Raw genomic sequence first — 14,892 nt, 5'->3', positions numbered from 1 at the left:
TCTACTGGTAATGAAGCGCATCGATCGGGTCGAGCCGCGCCGCGCGTCGCGCCGGGAAGTAGCCGAAGACCATTCCCACTACCGCCGAGAAGCCGAAGGCGAGAAGAATGATATCCGGGCGTGGCGAGAAGGGGATCGCCATGATCCGCGACGCGACATAGGCGAGGCCGAGGCCGAAGAGGATGCCGATGATCCCGCCCAGAACCGAGAGCACCACCGCCTCGACCAGAAACTGCATCAGCACCTGATGCGCCTGCGCGCCGACCGAGAGGCGGATGCCGATCTCGCGGGTACGCTCGGTCACCGAGACGAGCATGATGTTCATGATGCCGATGCCGCCCACCAGCAGGCTGACCGCCGCGACGGAGGAGAGCAGGCCGGTGAGCACCGAGTTGACCGAATTGAGCATCGAACTCAGCTCGGCCATGTCGAAGACCGAGAAATCGTCCTCTTCGCCGATGGCGATGCGACGCCGCTCGCGCATCAGGGTCTCAATGTCGGAGGTCGCCCGGGCCGTCGACACGTTCGGCGCGACCTGAACCGAGATCGTGGAAACGTCCTGACTGCCCATCAGCCGTCTTTGCACCGTTCGGATGGGCATGATGACGAGATCGTCCTGATCCTGCCCGAACGAGCCTGCGCCTTTCGCCTTCAGCAAGCCGATCACCTCGCAGGAAATCGACTTGATGCGGACCTTATCGCCGGTCGGATCGGTCGCGCCGAACAGGGTCGTCCGCACGGTCTCGCCGATGATGCAAAGATTGGCGCCGCTGCGATCCTCGGCCGGGGTGAAGCTGCGCCCGAGTGCGAGAGACCAGCCACCGATATCGAGATAGGCGGAGGTCGTCCCGGTGATCGAAGTCATGCGGTTGTTATTGCCGAACACGGCCGTGGCCGCGGTCGAGACGACCGGCGCGACGGCGGAGAGGCTGCTCAGGTCTTTCAGCGCCTCGGCGTCCGACAGCTTGAAGGGCGGGGCGGCCTCGCGCGATCCGGGCCCCATCATCCGCGCACCGGATCGCAGGACGAGAACATTGGTGCCGAGCGCGGCGACATTCGCCGAGACCTGTTCCGAGGAACCTTGCCCGACGGTCATCATCGCGATGACGGCCGCCACCCCGATCACGACGCCCAGCACGGTGAGAAAGGAGCGAAGCGCGTTTCGGGTGATCGCGGTGAGTGCGAGCCGGATGGTTTCCCAGAGCATCACAGGGCCCCCTCGCGCATCTTCTCGTCGCGCACGACCCGGCCGTCGGTGAAGACGACGAGGCGCGAAGCGTAGGCGGCCATATCCTCCTCATGCGTGACCATGACGATGGTCAGGCCGGACTCGCGGTTGAGATCCTGCATCAGGTCCATGATCTCGACGCTGCGTTTGGTGTCGAGATTGCCCGTGGGCTCGTCGGCGAGCATAACCATCGGTTCTCCCGCAAGCGCCCGCGCGATCGCGACCCGTTGCTGCTGACCGCCCGAGAGCTGCGACGGCGTGTGATCCTCGCGCCCCTCAAGCCCGACCCGTGCCAGAGCCAGCTGGGCGCGCGCCACGCGTTCGGCCTTCCGCATCCCTTTATAGATCAGCGGAAGTTCGACGTTCTCCAGCGCGGTGGTGCGGGGCAGAAGGTTGTAGCCCTGAAAGACGAAGCCGAGGTAATGCCTGCGCAGCAGGGCCCGTTGATCGCGGTTCAGGGTCGCGACCTCGACGCCGTTGAACAGGTAATTCCCCGCAGTCGGCCGGTCGAGACAGCCGATGATGTTCATCGCGGTCGATTTTCCCGACCCCGAGGGCCCCATGATCGCAAGGAATTCCCCCGGTTCGACGCGAAGGTCGACGCCATCGAGGGCGCGCACGAGGGTTTCGTCATGGCCATAGTGGCGCTCGATCCCGCGTAACTCGAGGAGTGGCTCACTCATCGCGACGTATCCCGCTGATCGGTGATGACCTGATCGCCGACGGCCAGATCGCCCGCGGTGACGATCGTGAACTTGCCATTCGTCGCGCCCGGCGTGACCGCCACTTCGACGGGGGTGCCATCGCGAAGGACCCAGACGGATTTCCCGCTCGCGGTACCGCTCTCCGAACCCGGTCGGCTCGGTATCACGAGGCCGATGAGCCCGCTCGCGCCATTGCCTGCGTCTTCGACCTCTTGCGGGGGCGCATAGCGCAGCGCCGCATTCGGGATCAGGAGCGCGTCCTTGGCCTCGTCCACGGTGATCGTCGCCGTCGCGGTCATGCCGGGGCGCAACAGCAGGTCGGCATTGTCGACCGCCAGCACACCCTTGTAGGTCACGACATCGTCGGTTGTCTCGGGGGCGTAGCGCACCTGCGTGATCGTCGCCGGGAAAGAGCGACCGGAATAGGCGTCGACGGTGAATGTCGCGTCATTGCCGACCGCGACCTGACCGATATCCGCCTCGTCGATATCGACGAGTAACTGCATGCGGCGTAGGTCTTCGGCGAGCGTGAACAAGGTGGGCGCGGATAGCGAGGCGGCCACGATCTGACCGGCCGAGACATTGCGGTCCAGAACGACGCCGTTGATCGGGGACCGGATGACCGATTTCTCCAGATCGTCCTTCTCCAAAGCAAGGTTCGCCTCGGCCAAAGTCAGCGACGCTTTCGCGGCCTGAACGGCCGCCACCGCGCGATCGCGCTGCGCGATATAGGTGACGAAGGTGCTATGGGTCGAGACGCCACGCCGGTCCAGTTCCGCCTGTGTCTCATAGAGTGCCGTCGCTTCCTTCTGGGTGGCTTCGGCCTGTGCGAGCTGCGCCTTGGCGGCCGCGAGCGCGGCCTCGGCATTGGCGACCTGCGCCTTGAATTTCGTATCGTCGAGCCGCGCGAGCACCTCACCCACCGTGACCTCGTCGTTATAGTCGACGTCGATGCTTGCCAGCGTACCCGACAGCTCCGAGGAGACCTCGACTTCCGTCGTGGGCTGCACCGTGCCGGTCGCGGTGACCGTGACGGTCAAATCGCCGCGCGTGACGGCTTGCGTGATGTAGCTCGTGCCGGTGCTGTCGCGGGACGGCGCCAACCAGACCCAAGCGCCGACCGCGATCACGAGGGCCCCCGCGCCGAGGGCCCAGAGCCGCCAAGGTCGGCGGCTTTTCGCGCTGGACAATACGTGTTCGATCTCGTCGCGGCTCTGACTCGGCATGATGAATCCGTTCCGGTTTCTCGTCCCGCAGGGAGGGCAGGTGTGATACGTCGCAAAGGATGAACCCCGTCGCCCGCTATGGCTTTGCTCTAGAACAAGAAGGGAAGAAGAAACGCGCGTGGGGTCGGCGAGTTGATCAATTCGCGATCTGTCGTCGGCCGCTGCGGGCAATGCTTGCACATCACCGCATCAAAGGACCGTGCGCGTGAGGGTCTTGATCGCCATCTGCGAATATCCGTCCTCCTCCACGGTGCTCAGCTCCAGATCGAAGCGGCTGCGGCTTCCGTCGGGGGCGAGGACCGTGAGATCGTCTGTATCGGCCGCGGTTTCCATCTGGTGGCGCGCATATTTCGCGCCGCGCAGGTTCGGCGGAAGCTTCGCGTTGATGAACCCCGCGATCTCGTCCGCGCCGGTCAGCACGCCGAAGGGAGAGGCGGTCGACCAGACCCCGTCGGGATGAAACAGCTTTGCAGCCGCTGCACCGTCGCGCCGGTCCACGCAATCCAGAAAGCGCATCAGCAGCGAACGCTTGGAATGTCTGGCGGCGTAATGGGTGTGGAGCAGATGGTGCGCGGTCGGGGAGTTCGGCGCGCCCAGTTCCGAGGCATAGAGCGCCTGCACATCCGCATTCTCATAGGAACGGCGGCGCGGTGCCTTTGCATCGACGCTGTAGATCGCCTTGGCCCGTTTTTGCAGAATTTGCGGGTCCATGGATTTCGGCTCGCCGCCGCCGCCGAGGCAGCCACCGACGCAGGCCATGACCTCGATCGCGACATAGTCCTCGCGCCACGTCTCATCCTCCAGCATGCGCTGGGCGGACGCGATCCCGTTGCACACGGCCACCGTGCCGACGCCGGGAATGGTCGCGGTCTTCACGCCCTCGCGCACACCGCGCAGTGCCTCCCATTCCAGCGGCAGATCGTGCTCGACCCCTTTGAAATGCGCAGCCGTGCGGACCATCGCCTCCATGACGCCGCCCGAGGCGCCGAATATCTGGGCGGCCCCGGTGCTCTCGCCCAGCGGGCTGTCGAATTGCCCGTCCTCGGAGAGCGCCCCGAACGGGATCCCGCGCGACCGGATCATCCGCGCCAGCTCTCGGGTGGTGAGCACATGATCCACGTCGCCCGAGACGCCGGGCCGCTGAGCCTCGTCCTTCTTGGCGGTGCAGGGCATCACGCTCACCACGTAGGGTTCGGCCTTGCCGTCTGCGAAATCAGGGCCCAGAGACCGCGCGAAGCGACCCCGTTTGGCGATCGCGCCATGCATCTGCTGTGGCGATTTGGTCGTGCTCAGATGCGGCAGAAGATCGGGCCGGTTCAACTCGACCCAGTTCACCCAGCCCGGACAGCAGGAGGTGAACAGCGGCAGCTCCGTGCCCGCCTCGAGGCGCGACAGCAATTCAGTGCCTTCCTCCATGATCGTGAGATCGGCAGCGAAATTCGTGTCGAACACATAATCGAACCCCAAGAGCCGCAGCGCATTGATCAGGCGCCCTGTGCTGACAGTTCCCGACTCCAGACCGAATTCCTCGCTGATGGCGATGCGGGTCGCCGGGGCGACCTGAACCACGGAGACCCGCCGATGGGCATCGAGCGTGCGCAGCACCTCGTGCCAATGCGGGGCCTCGATCAGCGCGCCAACCGGGCAGACAAGTGTGCACTGGCCGCAGGAAATGCAGTTGGTCTGCGACAGCGGCACGTCGAAGACGGTGACGGGGCGCCGGTCGAAGCCCCGATTGGCGAAGCCGATCACGTTCTGGTTCTGCACGCTGTCGCCGCAGACCTCCGCGCAAAGCCCGCATTCGATACACTTCGACAAGTCCCGCCAGATGCTGGGGGAGGTGTGATCGCAGGAGAGTTCTTCCGACGCGGTGACGGCCCCGGCCGGCGTCTTCGGCCAACGCTCTTCCCACTGGTTCTCATGGACGAGACGCTGGAGCTGGCACGCCCCGTTCACTTCGCAGCGCATGCAGTCGTTCGGATGCCGCGCGAGCAGCCATTCCGCATCGGCTTTCCGAAAGGCAGTCAGCGCTTCGCTGTCCGTCGTCACCACGTCCCCATCCTTCGCCAGAGTGCGACAGGCCGGTTGCGGGTTCTGCGTGCCCTCGATCTCCACGAGGCACATGCGGCACACGGCATGGGCGGGCAGGCCGGGATAATGGCACAAGGTCGGGATGTGGATGCCGGCTGTCTTCGCCGCCTCCAGCAAGCTGGTGCCGTCCTCGACGTCGATATGTCGCCCATTGATCGTCAGCGTGATCATGCGAAGAAACCTCCCTATCCGAAAAGTATAACAGAGGCTCCCGTCGTCGCAGAAGGTCCACCTTCGGACTGCCTCGCAGCCCGGTCGGCGAGGCGGATTCCCGGTTTTCGGCTCGGTCGTGCTACACTGACGCTTGATAGTGTTCGAAAGGACGGCGTGAATGGCCCGAGCCACCCGGACATCGCAACCAGCCCCGCTCTGGGGCATCGGCGCATATTGGCGCGGCGCGTACCCGCCGTGGATCGCGCTTATAGTCGTGCTGATCGGCGGGCGGTTCGCCGTGGCTCGGCTTTGGCAGGTCGTGTCGCCGCCGGTGCCAATGCCACTCTTCTCAATGCTCATCCTCGCGGACATCGCGCTGGCGGTATGGCAGGTGGTGGGGGCGTGGCGCAGCGTCTCACATTGGGTCGATGCGCGGGCACGGGGCGATGTGCTGTTCGCCGCGCGTGTGGCGATCGGGGCCGTCGCGGTGGTGAGCGCGACGCATGCGCTCGACCAATCGGCACGGCAAACAATGGCCTTGGCGCCGATCGCTCATGCCGGGCCGATGCCGCTGGAGGTGCGAAACGGCATCGCCTATCTCACCGGCGATATCAGCTACGATCTTCTGGCTCGGTTCGAGGCGACCCCGACGCAGGGCGTCTCGGCGATCGATCTCGACAGCGCCGGTGGGCACGTCTTTGCCGCCCGCGCGCTGGCGCAGCGCGTGATGAGGCGGGGGCTGAAGACGCGGGTGACGAAGCGATGCTACTCGGCCTGCACGCTGATTTTCATGGCAGGCGCGCATCGCGATCTTGGCCCCGAAGGGAAGCTGGGTTTTCACGGCTACAGCCTGGAAGCTTACCCGTTGCCGATCGACATCGGAAAAGAGGAGGAGATCGACCGCGCTTTCCTGCGCGAGCGTGGCGTGACGGCGCGCTTCGCCGCGCGGGTCTTCGCGACACCGCATACCGATATCTGGCGGCCTGACCGCCACGCGCTGACCGCCGCCGGGGTGCTGCGCGACTAGGGCTGCGCGACTGGGGCTGAGCGACCGCTGCTTGAAGCCAGCCCATTCGTCCATGCAGCCGCACGATGTCTGGTGACTTCGTCCTTGAACTCGCGCTGGCCCCACGCCGGGAATCCCGGTAATTTTCCGCAATGCGAGCCGTCCTTTCCGCCCTGATCCTCTGTGCCCTCGCGGGGACGCCGAACGCGCAGCCGGCGCGGGCGATGATCGGTCCGCCCGCGCCCGATCTGCGCTGCACCGCGGACGGGCGGCGATGTATCGGACTGACGGATTATTTCGCCGACACCTGCAGGCTCATTCAAAGCGCGGCCGACGAGGCTGGGCTCGATCCGGGCTACTTCGCGCGGCTTTTGTGGCGCGAAAGCCGGTTCGATCCGGCGGCGATCAGCCCGGCGGGCGCGCAGGGTATCGCGCAATTCATGCCGGGCACGGCGCGGCTGCGCGCGCTTGCCGACCCGTTCAACCCGGCGGAAGCGATCGAGGCCTCGGCGCGTTACCTCGGCGAGATGGCCAGACGCTTCGGCAATCCCGGCCTCGCAGCGATCGGCTATAACGGCGGCGAGGATCGCGCGGCGGGCTTCATTGCGAAGACCGGCGGCCTCGCGGGAGAAACCCGGGCCTATGTCCGCGCGATCACCGGCCACTCGGCAGAAGACTGGCGCGACACGCCGCCAGATAGGGTGGATTACAGGCTCGATGGCGATACGCCTTTCCTCGTCGCCTGCACCACATTGGCGGAGGGTCAGGCGATCCGCGACTTCCGCGATCCGGCCCCGCCCTGGGGCGTCATCGTGGCCGCCGGGCGCACCCAGAGATCGGCCGAGACTTTCGGGAAAAAGGCTGCCGCGCGCCACTCCGGGGTTATCGGCGACGCCAAGCTGCGCTTCGTACGTGCGGTCATGCCGGGCTTCGGACGACGCGCGCAATACACCGCGCAGGTCCCGGCGGGTTCGCGCAAGGAGGCGCTGGCGACCTGCGAGAAAATCCGCGGTGGGGGCGGCTTCTGCAAAGTCATTCGCAACTGATGCGTTTTCGCGCTGGAGGCCGGCGCGCGCCATGCCTAATCTGCCGCCGACACGAATGAGGACGCCCAATGCAAGACACGATCGAAATCGCGCGCGAGACCCCGCTGGGGGGCGATCTCGCAGAGCTTCACGCCCGCCACGCGGCGGCGATGCACGCCGATACGCCGCCGGAGTCGATCCACATGCTGCCGCCCGATGCGCTCGCCGCTCCCGGCATCTCGTTTTTCGTTATGCGGCAGGCGGGACGCCCGGTCGGCATGGGGGCGCTGAAGCGCATCGCGCCCGATGAGGGCGAGATCAAGTCGATGCACATCCTTTCCGAAATGCGCGGGCAGGGGCTGGCGCAGCGGATGCTCGAGCAGTTGGTCGAAGCCGCCCGCGCCGAGGGCATGGCGCGCCTCTATCTCGAGACCGGATCGCAGGACTCCTTCGCCCCGGCGCGCCAGCTTTACCTGCGCGCGGGCTTTACGGAATGCGGGCCCTATGTCGGCTACCAGCCCGATCCGAATTCCGTCTTCCTGATGCGCGCGATCTGAACTTGCGCCGCGCGCCCCGATCGCGCATTTAGGGGCCACGCGGTCCCTTAGCTCAACTGGATAGAGCAGCTGACTTCTAATCAGCAGGTTGAGGGTTCGAGTCCTTCAGGGATCGCCAGCACTAAAATTTTGCCAAGCAATTCATGCTGTTGATTGGCATAAAGTTGGACATTTTGATTCAAGTTGGACACTTAAGCCCCCTTCACCACGCGCTTGAGGTCTGCCGACTTGTCGTAATGCTCGGCCTCGGCTGCTGTCTCGTGGCCCAGAATAGCCATCCGCTGATCTTTCGTCGCCCCATTTTCGCGGAATATTGCTGCCCGCAGCTTGCGCAGCCCGTGGGCGCTCTTGCGCGGTTCCATGCCTGCCTCAGTGCAGGCTTTCGAGAACCACTGCTACACGGTCTTGTGCGAGCGCGGCTGTCCGCGTGCGGTCACGATGAAAGACAGGTGCGCGGGCGCGGCGCTCAGGCACTGCTCCAGATAACCGGTCCATTCGAACCACACGGGCGCCACATTCGATGTCCACGGCACAGTCGCCATGCTGCGCGACTTCGACCTGGTGTAGACCAGCCCTCCATCCTTGATATTGCCCCGCGTCATGGCGCGGGCGTCGACCACGGCGGCGCAGGAGCGATACAGCAGCTCCATGAGGCGCTGCGGCGTGTCGTGTGGCCAGTGACCTGCCCCCCGCGGGATCCCTCAACGTAGTGTAGAGTCTGCGCCAACTCTGAAGGAGCAGACGAATGCGAAAAAGCCGTTTCACCGAGGCGCAGATTATTGGGATGATCAAGGAGCAGGAGGCAGGCATGCCGACAGCTGATGTGTGCCGCAGGCATGGCCTCAGCCCGGCGACCTTTTACAAGTTCAAGGCCAAGTATGGTGGCATGGAGCTCTCCGAGGCAGCCAGGCTGAAGGCGCTCGAAGACGAAAACGCCAAGCTCAAACGTCTGTTGGCCGACACCATGCTCGACAACGTGGTTCTGAAGGATCTGCTGGGAAAGAACTGACGACATTGACCAGGCGGCGAGAGGCGGCGCTCAGGGCGATGCGGGATCATGACATCTCGCAGCGTCGGGCCTGCCAGCTTGTCGGTGTCGACCCCAAGACGGTCCGGCGCACACGCCCGCCGGACTGCCCCGAGATCCGCGAGGAGATGAAGGAGATCGCCGGGAAGCGGCGCCGGTTTGGCTATCGCCGGATCGGCATCCTGCTTGAGCGCAAGGGCATGACCATGAACCACAAGAAGCTGTATCGGCTCTATCGCGAGGAAGGGCTATCGGTGAAGCGACGGCGTGGACGCAAGCGGGCTCGCGGGTCACGCACGCCGATGCCTGCGGCGGCGCATCCCAATGCGCGCTGGTCGCTCGACTTCCTGGCGGACAGCTTCGGCGCCTCGCGCAAGTTCCGTATTTTGGCCGTGATCGACGATTGTTGCAGAGAGAACCTGTGCCTGGTCGCCGATACCAGTATATCGGGCAAGCGTGTTGCCCGTGAACTCGATGCGCTGGTGCGGATCTACGGAAAGCCTGCTTGCATTGTCAGCGACAACGGGACGGAGTTCACCAGCCGGGCCATCCTGAGATGGGCCGACCAGAACGCCATTCCCTGGCACTACATCGACCCCGGCAAGCCGCAGCAGAACGCGTTCATCGAGTCCTTCAACGGAAGCCTGCGCGACGAATTATTAAACGAGGAGATCTTCGACACACTGGACGATGCCCGGCGCAAGTTGGCGCTCTGGCGCTACGACTACAACGCCGTCAGACCGCACTCGTCTCTGGGAAACCAGACGCCGCTCGAAGCGCGCCGGACGCTTGAGCAATTTGAGGGCTCCGCGCCCGGCGCGCTTGCCCACAACAACCGATCCGACTACCAATCTCAAACCTGCAGACTCTCGTTATGAACGAGGGCCCCAAGGGGGGCAGGTCGGGTGGAGGAAAAATCCCGTGGCAGGTCACAATAGCCGAAAATATCGAAGTCTCGCTTGTAGCGTCTCGCGACTATTTCTCTGGTTTCGTCATCATAATATCGGCTGAAATGCTCGTGATCCGTCGCGTTAAGGTGCGGTAAATGCAGATCAAGGCCAATCTTCTCTGAAGCGGCTTGAAAGTCCTTCGCCAAGCGTTCAAAGCGTCCTACAAAAGACACAATGACCTCTCCATTGTCATCGGTGATGTAATCCGCCTGTGCTTTCGCAGAGCAAGTATGCACGAAGTCGCGAAAGCTGACGTCTGTCTTTCGGCGCTTCAAGCTGAAATGATAGAGCGAAACCATCCAGTCAAAGGGGTTCCTGACTATCGCGAAAGAGAAATACCGCTCAAAGCCTCTCCCCAAAACATCGGCATAATCTTGAGCCGACGCATGGACCTGCGTGTCAATCCCGTTGAGCCTGTATGGGATGTGTAGGCTGTTCAAGGTTTTGTTGAGTCGCCTAGACGCAATGCTGCGAAGGTCGCGATGTGGCTTTAGTGACCTCACAATACTCGATCCACCAGTCTTCGGGATATGAACAAAGACCAGCTTATGTTTTCGGATCAACATTCCGCATTCCTGTTGCTGTATTGGGCCGTTAAATTTTTGCCTGATAGCATCGGTGCAAAGTTGCGTCTAGGCGGTGATTGCGGCTGAACTCGTCGCGCAGGTGGTTATGGCTGGTCGGCTTGGATGATGACAGGGCCACCGTGATCGGCGGCATATTGGGCCGCATCTGCCATGGCTTGTGCGCGCGATTGGTGCCACATCTCATGGTCCCGGTCGTCTGGCTGGGTCAGCCATTGCCCCTCACGCGTTCCGATTCCCATCAATACCTCGATTATCAGTGGGTCTTTCTCTGCCATATCTCTCTCCTTTCGAGTTGGACATTCACCGTCCAACCCATTGATTCATTATGCGCGGTCCAGTTGGACATTCTGCGCGCAGCGCGTTGATTTCGTGCGGAAAATGGCTGTCCTTCAGGGATCGCCAAGAAACTTTCTTCCCTCCACGCAGGTCTCCGCCTGCGACTTCTTCGCGCGTATTGTCCGAAAACAAGGAAACGCTCTCTGAGTCGCGGCAAGCTCTTCCTACGCCCCGATGTCGACGACATGCGGCGGAGCTACCATGGAGGTTCAAATGCGTTTCTTTCTTCTTGTCCTGCCGGCGGCGCTGAGCGTCGCTGCGTGCAACCCGACGCCCGGTCCCTATGCGACCGGGCCCTATAACGGCCCGGCCCCCGGTACGCGCACCACCTACAATTACGAGAGTGTGGAATACGGCCGCATCGTCGCGATGCAGCCGGTCACGATGCGCCGGACCAGTGACGGCGACCAGATCGTCGGCGCGGTCACGGGCGGTCTCGTCGGTGCCGTGATTGGCCATCAGCTCGGCTCAGGGAAAGGCAAGGACGTGATGACCGGCGTCGGCGCGATCGCGGGCACGATCGTCGGCAGCAACATCGCCAGCCAGGGCGGCACCTACACCTCCTATGCGTGGACCGTGCGGCTCGACAATGGCGGCTCGATCACCGTGATCCAGATGTCGAACCAGTTCCGCGTCGGCGACAGGGTGAGCGTCGTGCGCAGCGGCAACCAGGTCTACCTGCGATAGCATCGTTCGGCGCAGGGCCGGGTGAGGGCGCGCGATTGCGATGCGGTCTCACTCGGGCCTGATCCGGAGGGCGCGCAAGGCGTTGAGGATGACGGCGACGTCGATCACCTCCTGCAAAATCGCCCCCTCGACCGGGGTCAGGTAGCCGTAGGCGGCCGCGATCATACCGAGCACGGAGAGCCCGATCCCGGCGGCGACGCTCTCGAAGGCGATCCGCCGCGAGGAAGCGGCGATTTCGATGCCCGCGCGGAGTTGATCGATCCGGTCGACGAGAAGCACCACATCCGCCGCTTCGGCCGAGGCGGCGGCCCCGCGTGCGCCCATGGCGACGCCGACATCTGCCGCGGCGAGGGCGGGCGCGTCGTTCACGCCGTCGCCCACCATCATGACCGGCCCGTTCTTGCGCTCGGAGAGCACGAGGAGAACTTTCTGGTCCGGTGTGAGGCCCGCGCGCAACCCGTCGAGGCCGAGGCCCTCGGTCACACGCTCGGCGACGTCCGTCCGGTCGCCGGTCGCGAGCAGGATGCGGGCGATCCCCTCTTGACGCAGCCCGTCGAGCATCGCGCCCGCACCTTCGCGCAGCGGATCGGCCATTACCAGATGCCCGGCCATCCGGCCATCCACTGCGACGGCGACGAGAACCGCCCCGGCGGCCATCGCTGGGTGATCGCCCGGTTTGCGCCCGACCCGCGCCGCTACGAAATCGTCACCGCCGACGAAGACCTTGCGCCCCTCGACATGGCCGACGACTCCCTCGCCGGCGATTTCAGCCACATCCGAGGGGACGGGCAGGGTGAAGCCGCGCTCTTTTGCCTCAGCGACGATCGCCTGTGCTACGGGGTGTTTCGACGCCTGATCGAGCGCTGCGGCGAGGCGCAGGATCTCGTCCTCCTCCATCCCGTCATGGCTGTCGATGGACACGATCTGCGGGCGGCCGTCGGTCAGAGTCCCGGTCTTGTCGAGGATCAGCGTGCGTATACGCGCCATCGTCTCAAGCGGGCCCGCACCCTTGATGAGCACGCCGTAATGCGCCGCGCGCGAGAGGCCCGCGACCAGCGCGACCGGTACGGCGAGGATGAGCGGGCAGGGCGTCGCGACCACCAGAACGGCGACGGCCCGGATCGGGTCTCCGGTGAACCACCACGCGGCGAAGGCGATGGCGACGGTGACCACGAGAAAGCCCAGAGACCAGCGATCCGCCAGCCGCGACATCGGCGCCTTCGAGGCCTGCGCTTCCTCGACCAGCCGGACGATCCCGGCATAGGTGCTGTCCTTCGCGGGCCGCACCGCGATAAGGTCGAAGGCTTCGCCCGCGTTGGTCGAGCCGCTCATGATGTCGCCCCCGTGCGCAAGACGCACTGGCAAGGACTCTCCGGTCAGCGCCGATGTGTCCAGAAAAGCCGTCTCGGACGCCAAGGTCCCGTCCACGGGCACCACGTTGCCCTGATGGATCAGCAGGCGGTCCCCGGGGGCGATCTCGTCGAGGGAGATATCTTCCAGCTCGCCGTCGCGGTGACGCGTCGCGGTCCGAGGGACGCGGGAAAGCAGGTCGTGCATCTCCCGCCGGGCGCGGCCTTCGGCGAAGCTTTCGAGGAACGTGCCGCCGGAATACATCACCGCCACGACCGCGGCCGCGAGTGTTTCGTCAAAGACAAGCGCGGCGGTCATCGAGAGCGCGGCCACGATATCCAGACCGACTTCGCCGCGCCTCAGGCTGCGCGAGATTTCGTAAACCAGCGCGGCGAGGGTGGGCACAACGCCGACGACCCAGCTCGCTTTTGCCATGGCCTCGGCGCCCGCGAACCAGAAGGCGAGCCCCACGATCAGGGCCGCTGCGGCGAGCGCGAGAAGAGCGAGCTTGAAACGGTCGGTTCCGCGCTGTTCCATCCGGTCTGCGTTCCTTCTGCACGGTTCACGGTCGATCGCGCGTCAGTCCGCAGAGGATCGCGCCGATACCGTGATAGCGCATCCCGGCGATCGGTCCAGCCTTCAATGGGGTTTCGCCAGGCGATCCGGTCAGCGCAAGGGCGCGCGGCTGCGATCCGGGGTGAAGACGAGTGCGACCACAGCGATCAAGCCCGCCACGAGCATGTAGAGCGCGGGGGCGGTGACGAGGCCCGTCGCGGCGATGAGGCTCGTGGCGATCATCGGGGTGAGACCTCCGAAGATGCCGAGGCCGATGTTGAAGGCCACGGAATAGCCCGAGAGCCGGTCCCGCTCGGGGAACATCTCCGCGAACAGGGCGGGCCCCGATCCCAGCGGTACGGCCAGGAGCAGGAAGCTCACCGCATGCGCCACCACCACGGGCAGAATCGCGCCGCCTGACGCGAGCATCCATTCGTGCAAGGGCCACGCGGCCAGCGCCAACGACCCGATCGCCAGAGCGATCCAGACCCTGCGCGGCAGCCACCGGTCGCCCACGATCGCCGCCAGTGGCATCGCGGGGATCACGAGGACCGTCATCGCGGTGTTGATCAGAAGCGCCGTGTCTCGCGCCATCAAGCCCTGGCCGGACAGCCATTCCGGAAGATAGACAAAGGCGATGTAGTAGCAGGTGCCGTAACTGGCCGCGAAGGCCACAGCCAGAAGCGTCTCTTTACGGTTCGTCGTGAAGGCTTCGAGAAGGGGAGACGTCTCGTCGCGCCCCTCCTGATGCTGCCGGAAATGCTCGGACATGTGCAGGTTGCGGCGGATCAGGATCGCCACCGTCCCGAGGAGTGCGCCCCCAAGGAAGGGCAGGCGCCACGCCCAATCGGCGAGCGTCTGCGCGTCGAACAGGTTCGTCACCAGCGCCGCCGCCCCGACCCCGAGAAGTGATCCCGACATGGAGCCGATATTGGCCCAGCTCCCCGTCAGGCCGCGTTTCTTCAGGGGCGCGGTTTCGACAAGATAAGTCGCCGAGGACGAGAACTCCCCACCGACCGACAGGCCCTGCAGCAGCCGCACCAGAACCAGAAGTGCCGGCGCCAGCACGCCGACCTGCGCATAGGTCGGTAATATGCCCAGAAACAGCGTCGGCATCGCCATCATCACGACCGAGATCTGCATCGTTCGGGCGCGCCCGTAGCGGTCGCCGAACCACCCGAACACCGCCGCGCCTAGCGGACGCATCAGGAACCCGGCCGCGAAAATCCCGTAGGTTGCAATCAGGCCCGCGGTCGGGTCGTTCGAGGGGAAGAAGACCGGGGCGATGACGCCCGCCAGATAGCCATAGAGCGCGAAGTCATACCATTCGACCACGTTGCCGATGAAGCCCGCCATGATCCGGTGCCGAAGCTCTGCCGGTTTGGATGCGCTGTCGTCCCGCGTCATTGC

The 14,892-nt window shown here is 64.7% G+C and carries 15 protein-coding genes and 1 tRNA gene; 6 read left to right on the top strand and 10 right to left on the bottom strand.

The features are described 5' to 3' along the window. Position 1 precedes the first annotated feature (1 nt). From BMG03_RS15235 to BMG03_RS15220, 4 genes are all read right to left on the bottom strand, one after another. Positions 2-1,207 carry an ABC transporter permease gene (locus tag BMG03_RS15235; RefSeq protein ID WP_075774292.1) on the bottom strand — a complete coding sequence of 402 codons (1,206 nt, stop codon included), beginning with the start codon at positions 1,205-1,207 and terminating at the stop codon, positions 2-4. Then, on the bottom strand, positions 1,207-1,911 hold the full coding sequence (locus tag BMG03_RS15230; protein ID WP_075774293.1) for an ABC transporter ATP-binding protein: 705 nt from the start codon (positions 1,909-1,911) through the stop codon (positions 1,207-1,209). Before BMG03_RS15230 ends, BMG03_RS15235 begins: the two co-directional genes overlap by 1 nt. Beyond that, positions 1,908-3,158, bottom strand: coding sequence for an efflux RND transporter periplasmic adaptor subunit (locus BMG03_RS15225; protein ID WP_075774294.1), 1,251 nt, complete (start codon positions 3,156-3,158; stop codon positions 1,908-1,910). The genes BMG03_RS15230 and BMG03_RS15225 overlap by 4 nt, the downstream gene beginning before the upstream one ends. A gap of 189 nt (positions 3,159-3,347) precedes the next feature. Then, on the bottom strand, positions 3,348-5,420 hold the full coding sequence (locus tag BMG03_RS15220) for a [FeFe] hydrogenase, group A (RefSeq protein ID WP_075774295.1): 2,073 nt from the start codon (positions 5,418-5,420) through the stop codon (positions 3,348-3,350). Between the two features lie 160 nt (positions 5,421-5,580). On the opposite strand from BMG03_RS15220, the gene BMG03_RS15215 reads away from it, so the two are divergent. The 4 genes from BMG03_RS15215 to BMG03_RS15200 all read left to right on the top strand — a co-directional run bounded on the left by BMG03_RS15215 (position 5,581) and on the right by BMG03_RS15200 (position 8,108). Then, entirely contained in the window at positions 5,581-6,429 is an 849-nt protein-coding gene (locus BMG03_RS15215; protein WP_075774296.1) for a hypothetical protein, read from the top strand. 203 nt (positions 6,430-6,632) lie between these two features. After that, on the top strand, positions 6,633-7,454 hold the full coding sequence (locus BMG03_RS15210) for a lytic transglycosylase domain-containing protein (RefSeq protein WP_099049385.1): 822 nt from the start codon (positions 6,633-6,635) through the stop codon (positions 7,452-7,454). A 68-nt stretch (positions 7,455-7,522) separates the two neighbouring features. After that, entirely contained in the window at positions 7,523-7,990 is a 468-nt protein-coding gene (locus BMG03_RS15205; protein WP_075774298.1) for a GNAT family N-acetyltransferase, read from the top strand. A gap of 41 nt (positions 7,991-8,031) precedes the next feature. Then, a tRNA-Arg gene (locus BMG03_RS15200) sits at positions 8,032-8,108 on the top strand. 73 nt (positions 8,109-8,181) lie between these two features. On the opposite strand, the gene BMG03_RS20800 is transcribed toward BMG03_RS15200, so the two are convergent. Together BMG03_RS20800 and BMG03_RS15195 are read right to left on the bottom strand one after the other, a co-directional pair. Further along, positions 8,182-8,352 (bottom strand): hypothetical protein, encoded by a 171-nt coding sequence (locus BMG03_RS20800; RefSeq protein WP_157771601.1) that lies wholly within the window; start codon positions 8,350-8,352, stop codon positions 8,182-8,184. A 33-nt stretch (positions 8,353-8,385) separates the two neighbouring features. Continuing rightward, on the bottom strand, positions 8,386-8,640 hold the full coding sequence (locus BMG03_RS15195) for a hypothetical protein (protein WP_075774299.1): 255 nt from the start codon (positions 8,638-8,640) through the stop codon (positions 8,386-8,388). A 95-nt stretch (positions 8,641-8,735) separates the two neighbouring features. Between BMG03_RS15195 and BMG03_RS15190 the strand changes: the two genes are divergently transcribed. Beyond that, positions 8,736-9,895, top strand: a protein-coding gene (locus BMG03_RS15190) for an IS3 family transposase (RefSeq protein WP_244270937.1) whose coding sequence is annotated in 2 segments (ribosomal slippage) — positions 8,736-8,985 and positions 8,985-9,895 — 1,161 coding nt in all. Because the reading frame shifts where the segments join, the coding sequence is not laid out codon by codon here. Here BMG03_RS15190 and BMG03_RS15185 read toward each other — a convergent pair. Beyond that, on the bottom strand, positions 9,871-10,533 hold the full coding sequence (locus BMG03_RS15185) for a sulfotransferase family 2 domain-containing protein (RefSeq protein ID WP_075776989.1): 663 nt from the start codon (positions 10,531-10,533) through the stop codon (positions 9,871-9,873). The two genes, BMG03_RS15190 and BMG03_RS15185, sit on opposite strands and share 25 nt — an antisense overlap. 104 nt (positions 10,534-10,637) lie before the next feature. Beyond that, on the bottom strand, positions 10,638-10,829 hold the full coding sequence (locus BMG03_RS15180; protein WP_075776988.1) for a hypothetical protein: 192 nt from the start codon (positions 10,827-10,829) through the stop codon (positions 10,638-10,640). A gap of 274 nt (positions 10,830-11,103) precedes the next feature. Between BMG03_RS15180 and BMG03_RS15175 the strand changes: the two genes are divergently transcribed. After that, positions 11,104-11,577 (top strand): outer membrane lipoprotein, encoded by a 474-nt coding sequence (locus BMG03_RS15175; RefSeq protein WP_075776987.1) that lies wholly within the window; start codon positions 11,104-11,106, stop codon positions 11,575-11,577. 48 nt (positions 11,578-11,625) lie between these two features. Here the strand turns inward: BMG03_RS15175 and BMG03_RS15170 are convergent, their stop codons facing one another. Both BMG03_RS15170 and BMG03_RS15165 read right to left on the bottom strand, forming a co-directional pair. After that, positions 11,626-13,464 carry a heavy metal translocating P-type ATPase gene (locus tag BMG03_RS15170; protein ID WP_075776986.1) on the bottom strand — a complete coding sequence of 613 codons (1,839 nt, stop codon included), beginning with the start codon at positions 13,462-13,464 and terminating at the stop codon, positions 11,626-11,628. Positions 13,465-13,593: 129 nt separating this feature from the next. Then, positions 13,594-14,889, bottom strand: coding sequence for an MFS transporter (locus BMG03_RS15165; protein WP_075776985.1), 1,296 nt, complete (start codon positions 14,887-14,889; stop codon positions 13,594-13,596). Positions 14,890-14,892 lie beyond the last annotated feature (3 nt).

Origin of the sequence: Thioclava nitratireducens, from assembly GCF_001940525.2 — a bacterium.
Taxonomy (GTDB): Bacteria; Pseudomonadota; Alphaproteobacteria; order Rhodobacterales; family Rhodobacteraceae; genus Thioclava; species Thioclava nitratireducens.
The sequence above is the reverse complement of the archived record's forward strand: the minus strand, read 5'-3'. Positions and strand labels throughout refer to the sequence as shown.

Excerpts from the sequence above, each read along its gene's own strand:
- BMG03_RS15235 (WP_075774292.1), bottom strand. The coding sequence starts at position 1,207 with ATGCTCTGGGAAACCATCCGGCTCGCACTCACCGCGATCACCCGAAAC.
- BMG03_RS15230 (WP_075774293.1), bottom strand. The coding sequence starts at position 1,911 with ATGAGTGAGCCACTCCTCGAGTTACGCGGGATCGAGCGCCACTATGGC.
- BMG03_RS15225 (WP_075774294.1), bottom strand. The coding sequence starts at position 3,158 with ATGCCGAGTCAGAGCCGCGACGAGATCGAACACGTATTGTCCAGCGCG.
- BMG03_RS15220 (WP_075774295.1), bottom strand. The coding sequence starts at position 5,420 with ATGATCACGCTGACGATCAATGGGCGACATATCGACGTCGAGGACGGC.
- BMG03_RS15215 (WP_075774296.1), top strand. The coding sequence starts at position 5,581 with ATGGCCCGAGCCACCCGGACATCGCAACCAGCCCCGCTCTGGGGCATC.
- BMG03_RS15210 (WP_099049385.1), top strand. The coding sequence starts at position 6,633 with ATGATCGGTCCGCCCGCGCCCGATCTGCGCTGCACCGCGGACGGGCGG.
- BMG03_RS15205 (WP_075774298.1), top strand. The coding sequence starts at position 7,523 with ATGCAAGACACGATCGAAATCGCGCGCGAGACCCCGCTGGGGGGCGAT.
- BMG03_RS20800 (WP_157771601.1), bottom strand. The coding sequence starts at position 8,352 with ATGGAACCGCGCAAGAGCGCCCACGGGCTGCGCAAGCTGCGGGCAGCA.
- BMG03_RS15195 (WP_075774299.1), bottom strand. The coding sequence starts at position 8,640 with ATGGAGCTGCTGTATCGCTCCTGCGCCGCCGTGGTCGACGCCCGCGCC.
- BMG03_RS15185 (WP_075776989.1), bottom strand. The coding sequence starts at position 10,533 with ATGTTGATCCGAAAACATAAGCTGGTCTTTGTTCATATCCCGAAGACT.
- BMG03_RS15180 (WP_075776988.1), bottom strand. The coding sequence starts at position 10,829 with ATGGCAGAGAAAGACCCACTGATAATCGAGGTATTGATGGGAATCGGA.
- BMG03_RS15175 (WP_075776987.1), top strand. The coding sequence starts at position 11,104 with ATGCGTTTCTTTCTTCTTGTCCTGCCGGCGGCGCTGAGCGTCGCTGCG.
- BMG03_RS15170 (WP_075776986.1), bottom strand. The coding sequence starts at position 13,464 with ATGGAACAGCGCGGAACCGACCGTTTCAAGCTCGCTCTTCTCGCGCTC.
- BMG03_RS15165 (WP_075776985.1), bottom strand. The coding sequence starts at position 14,889 with ATGACGCGGGACGACAGCGCATCCAAACCGGCAGAGCTTCGGCACCGG.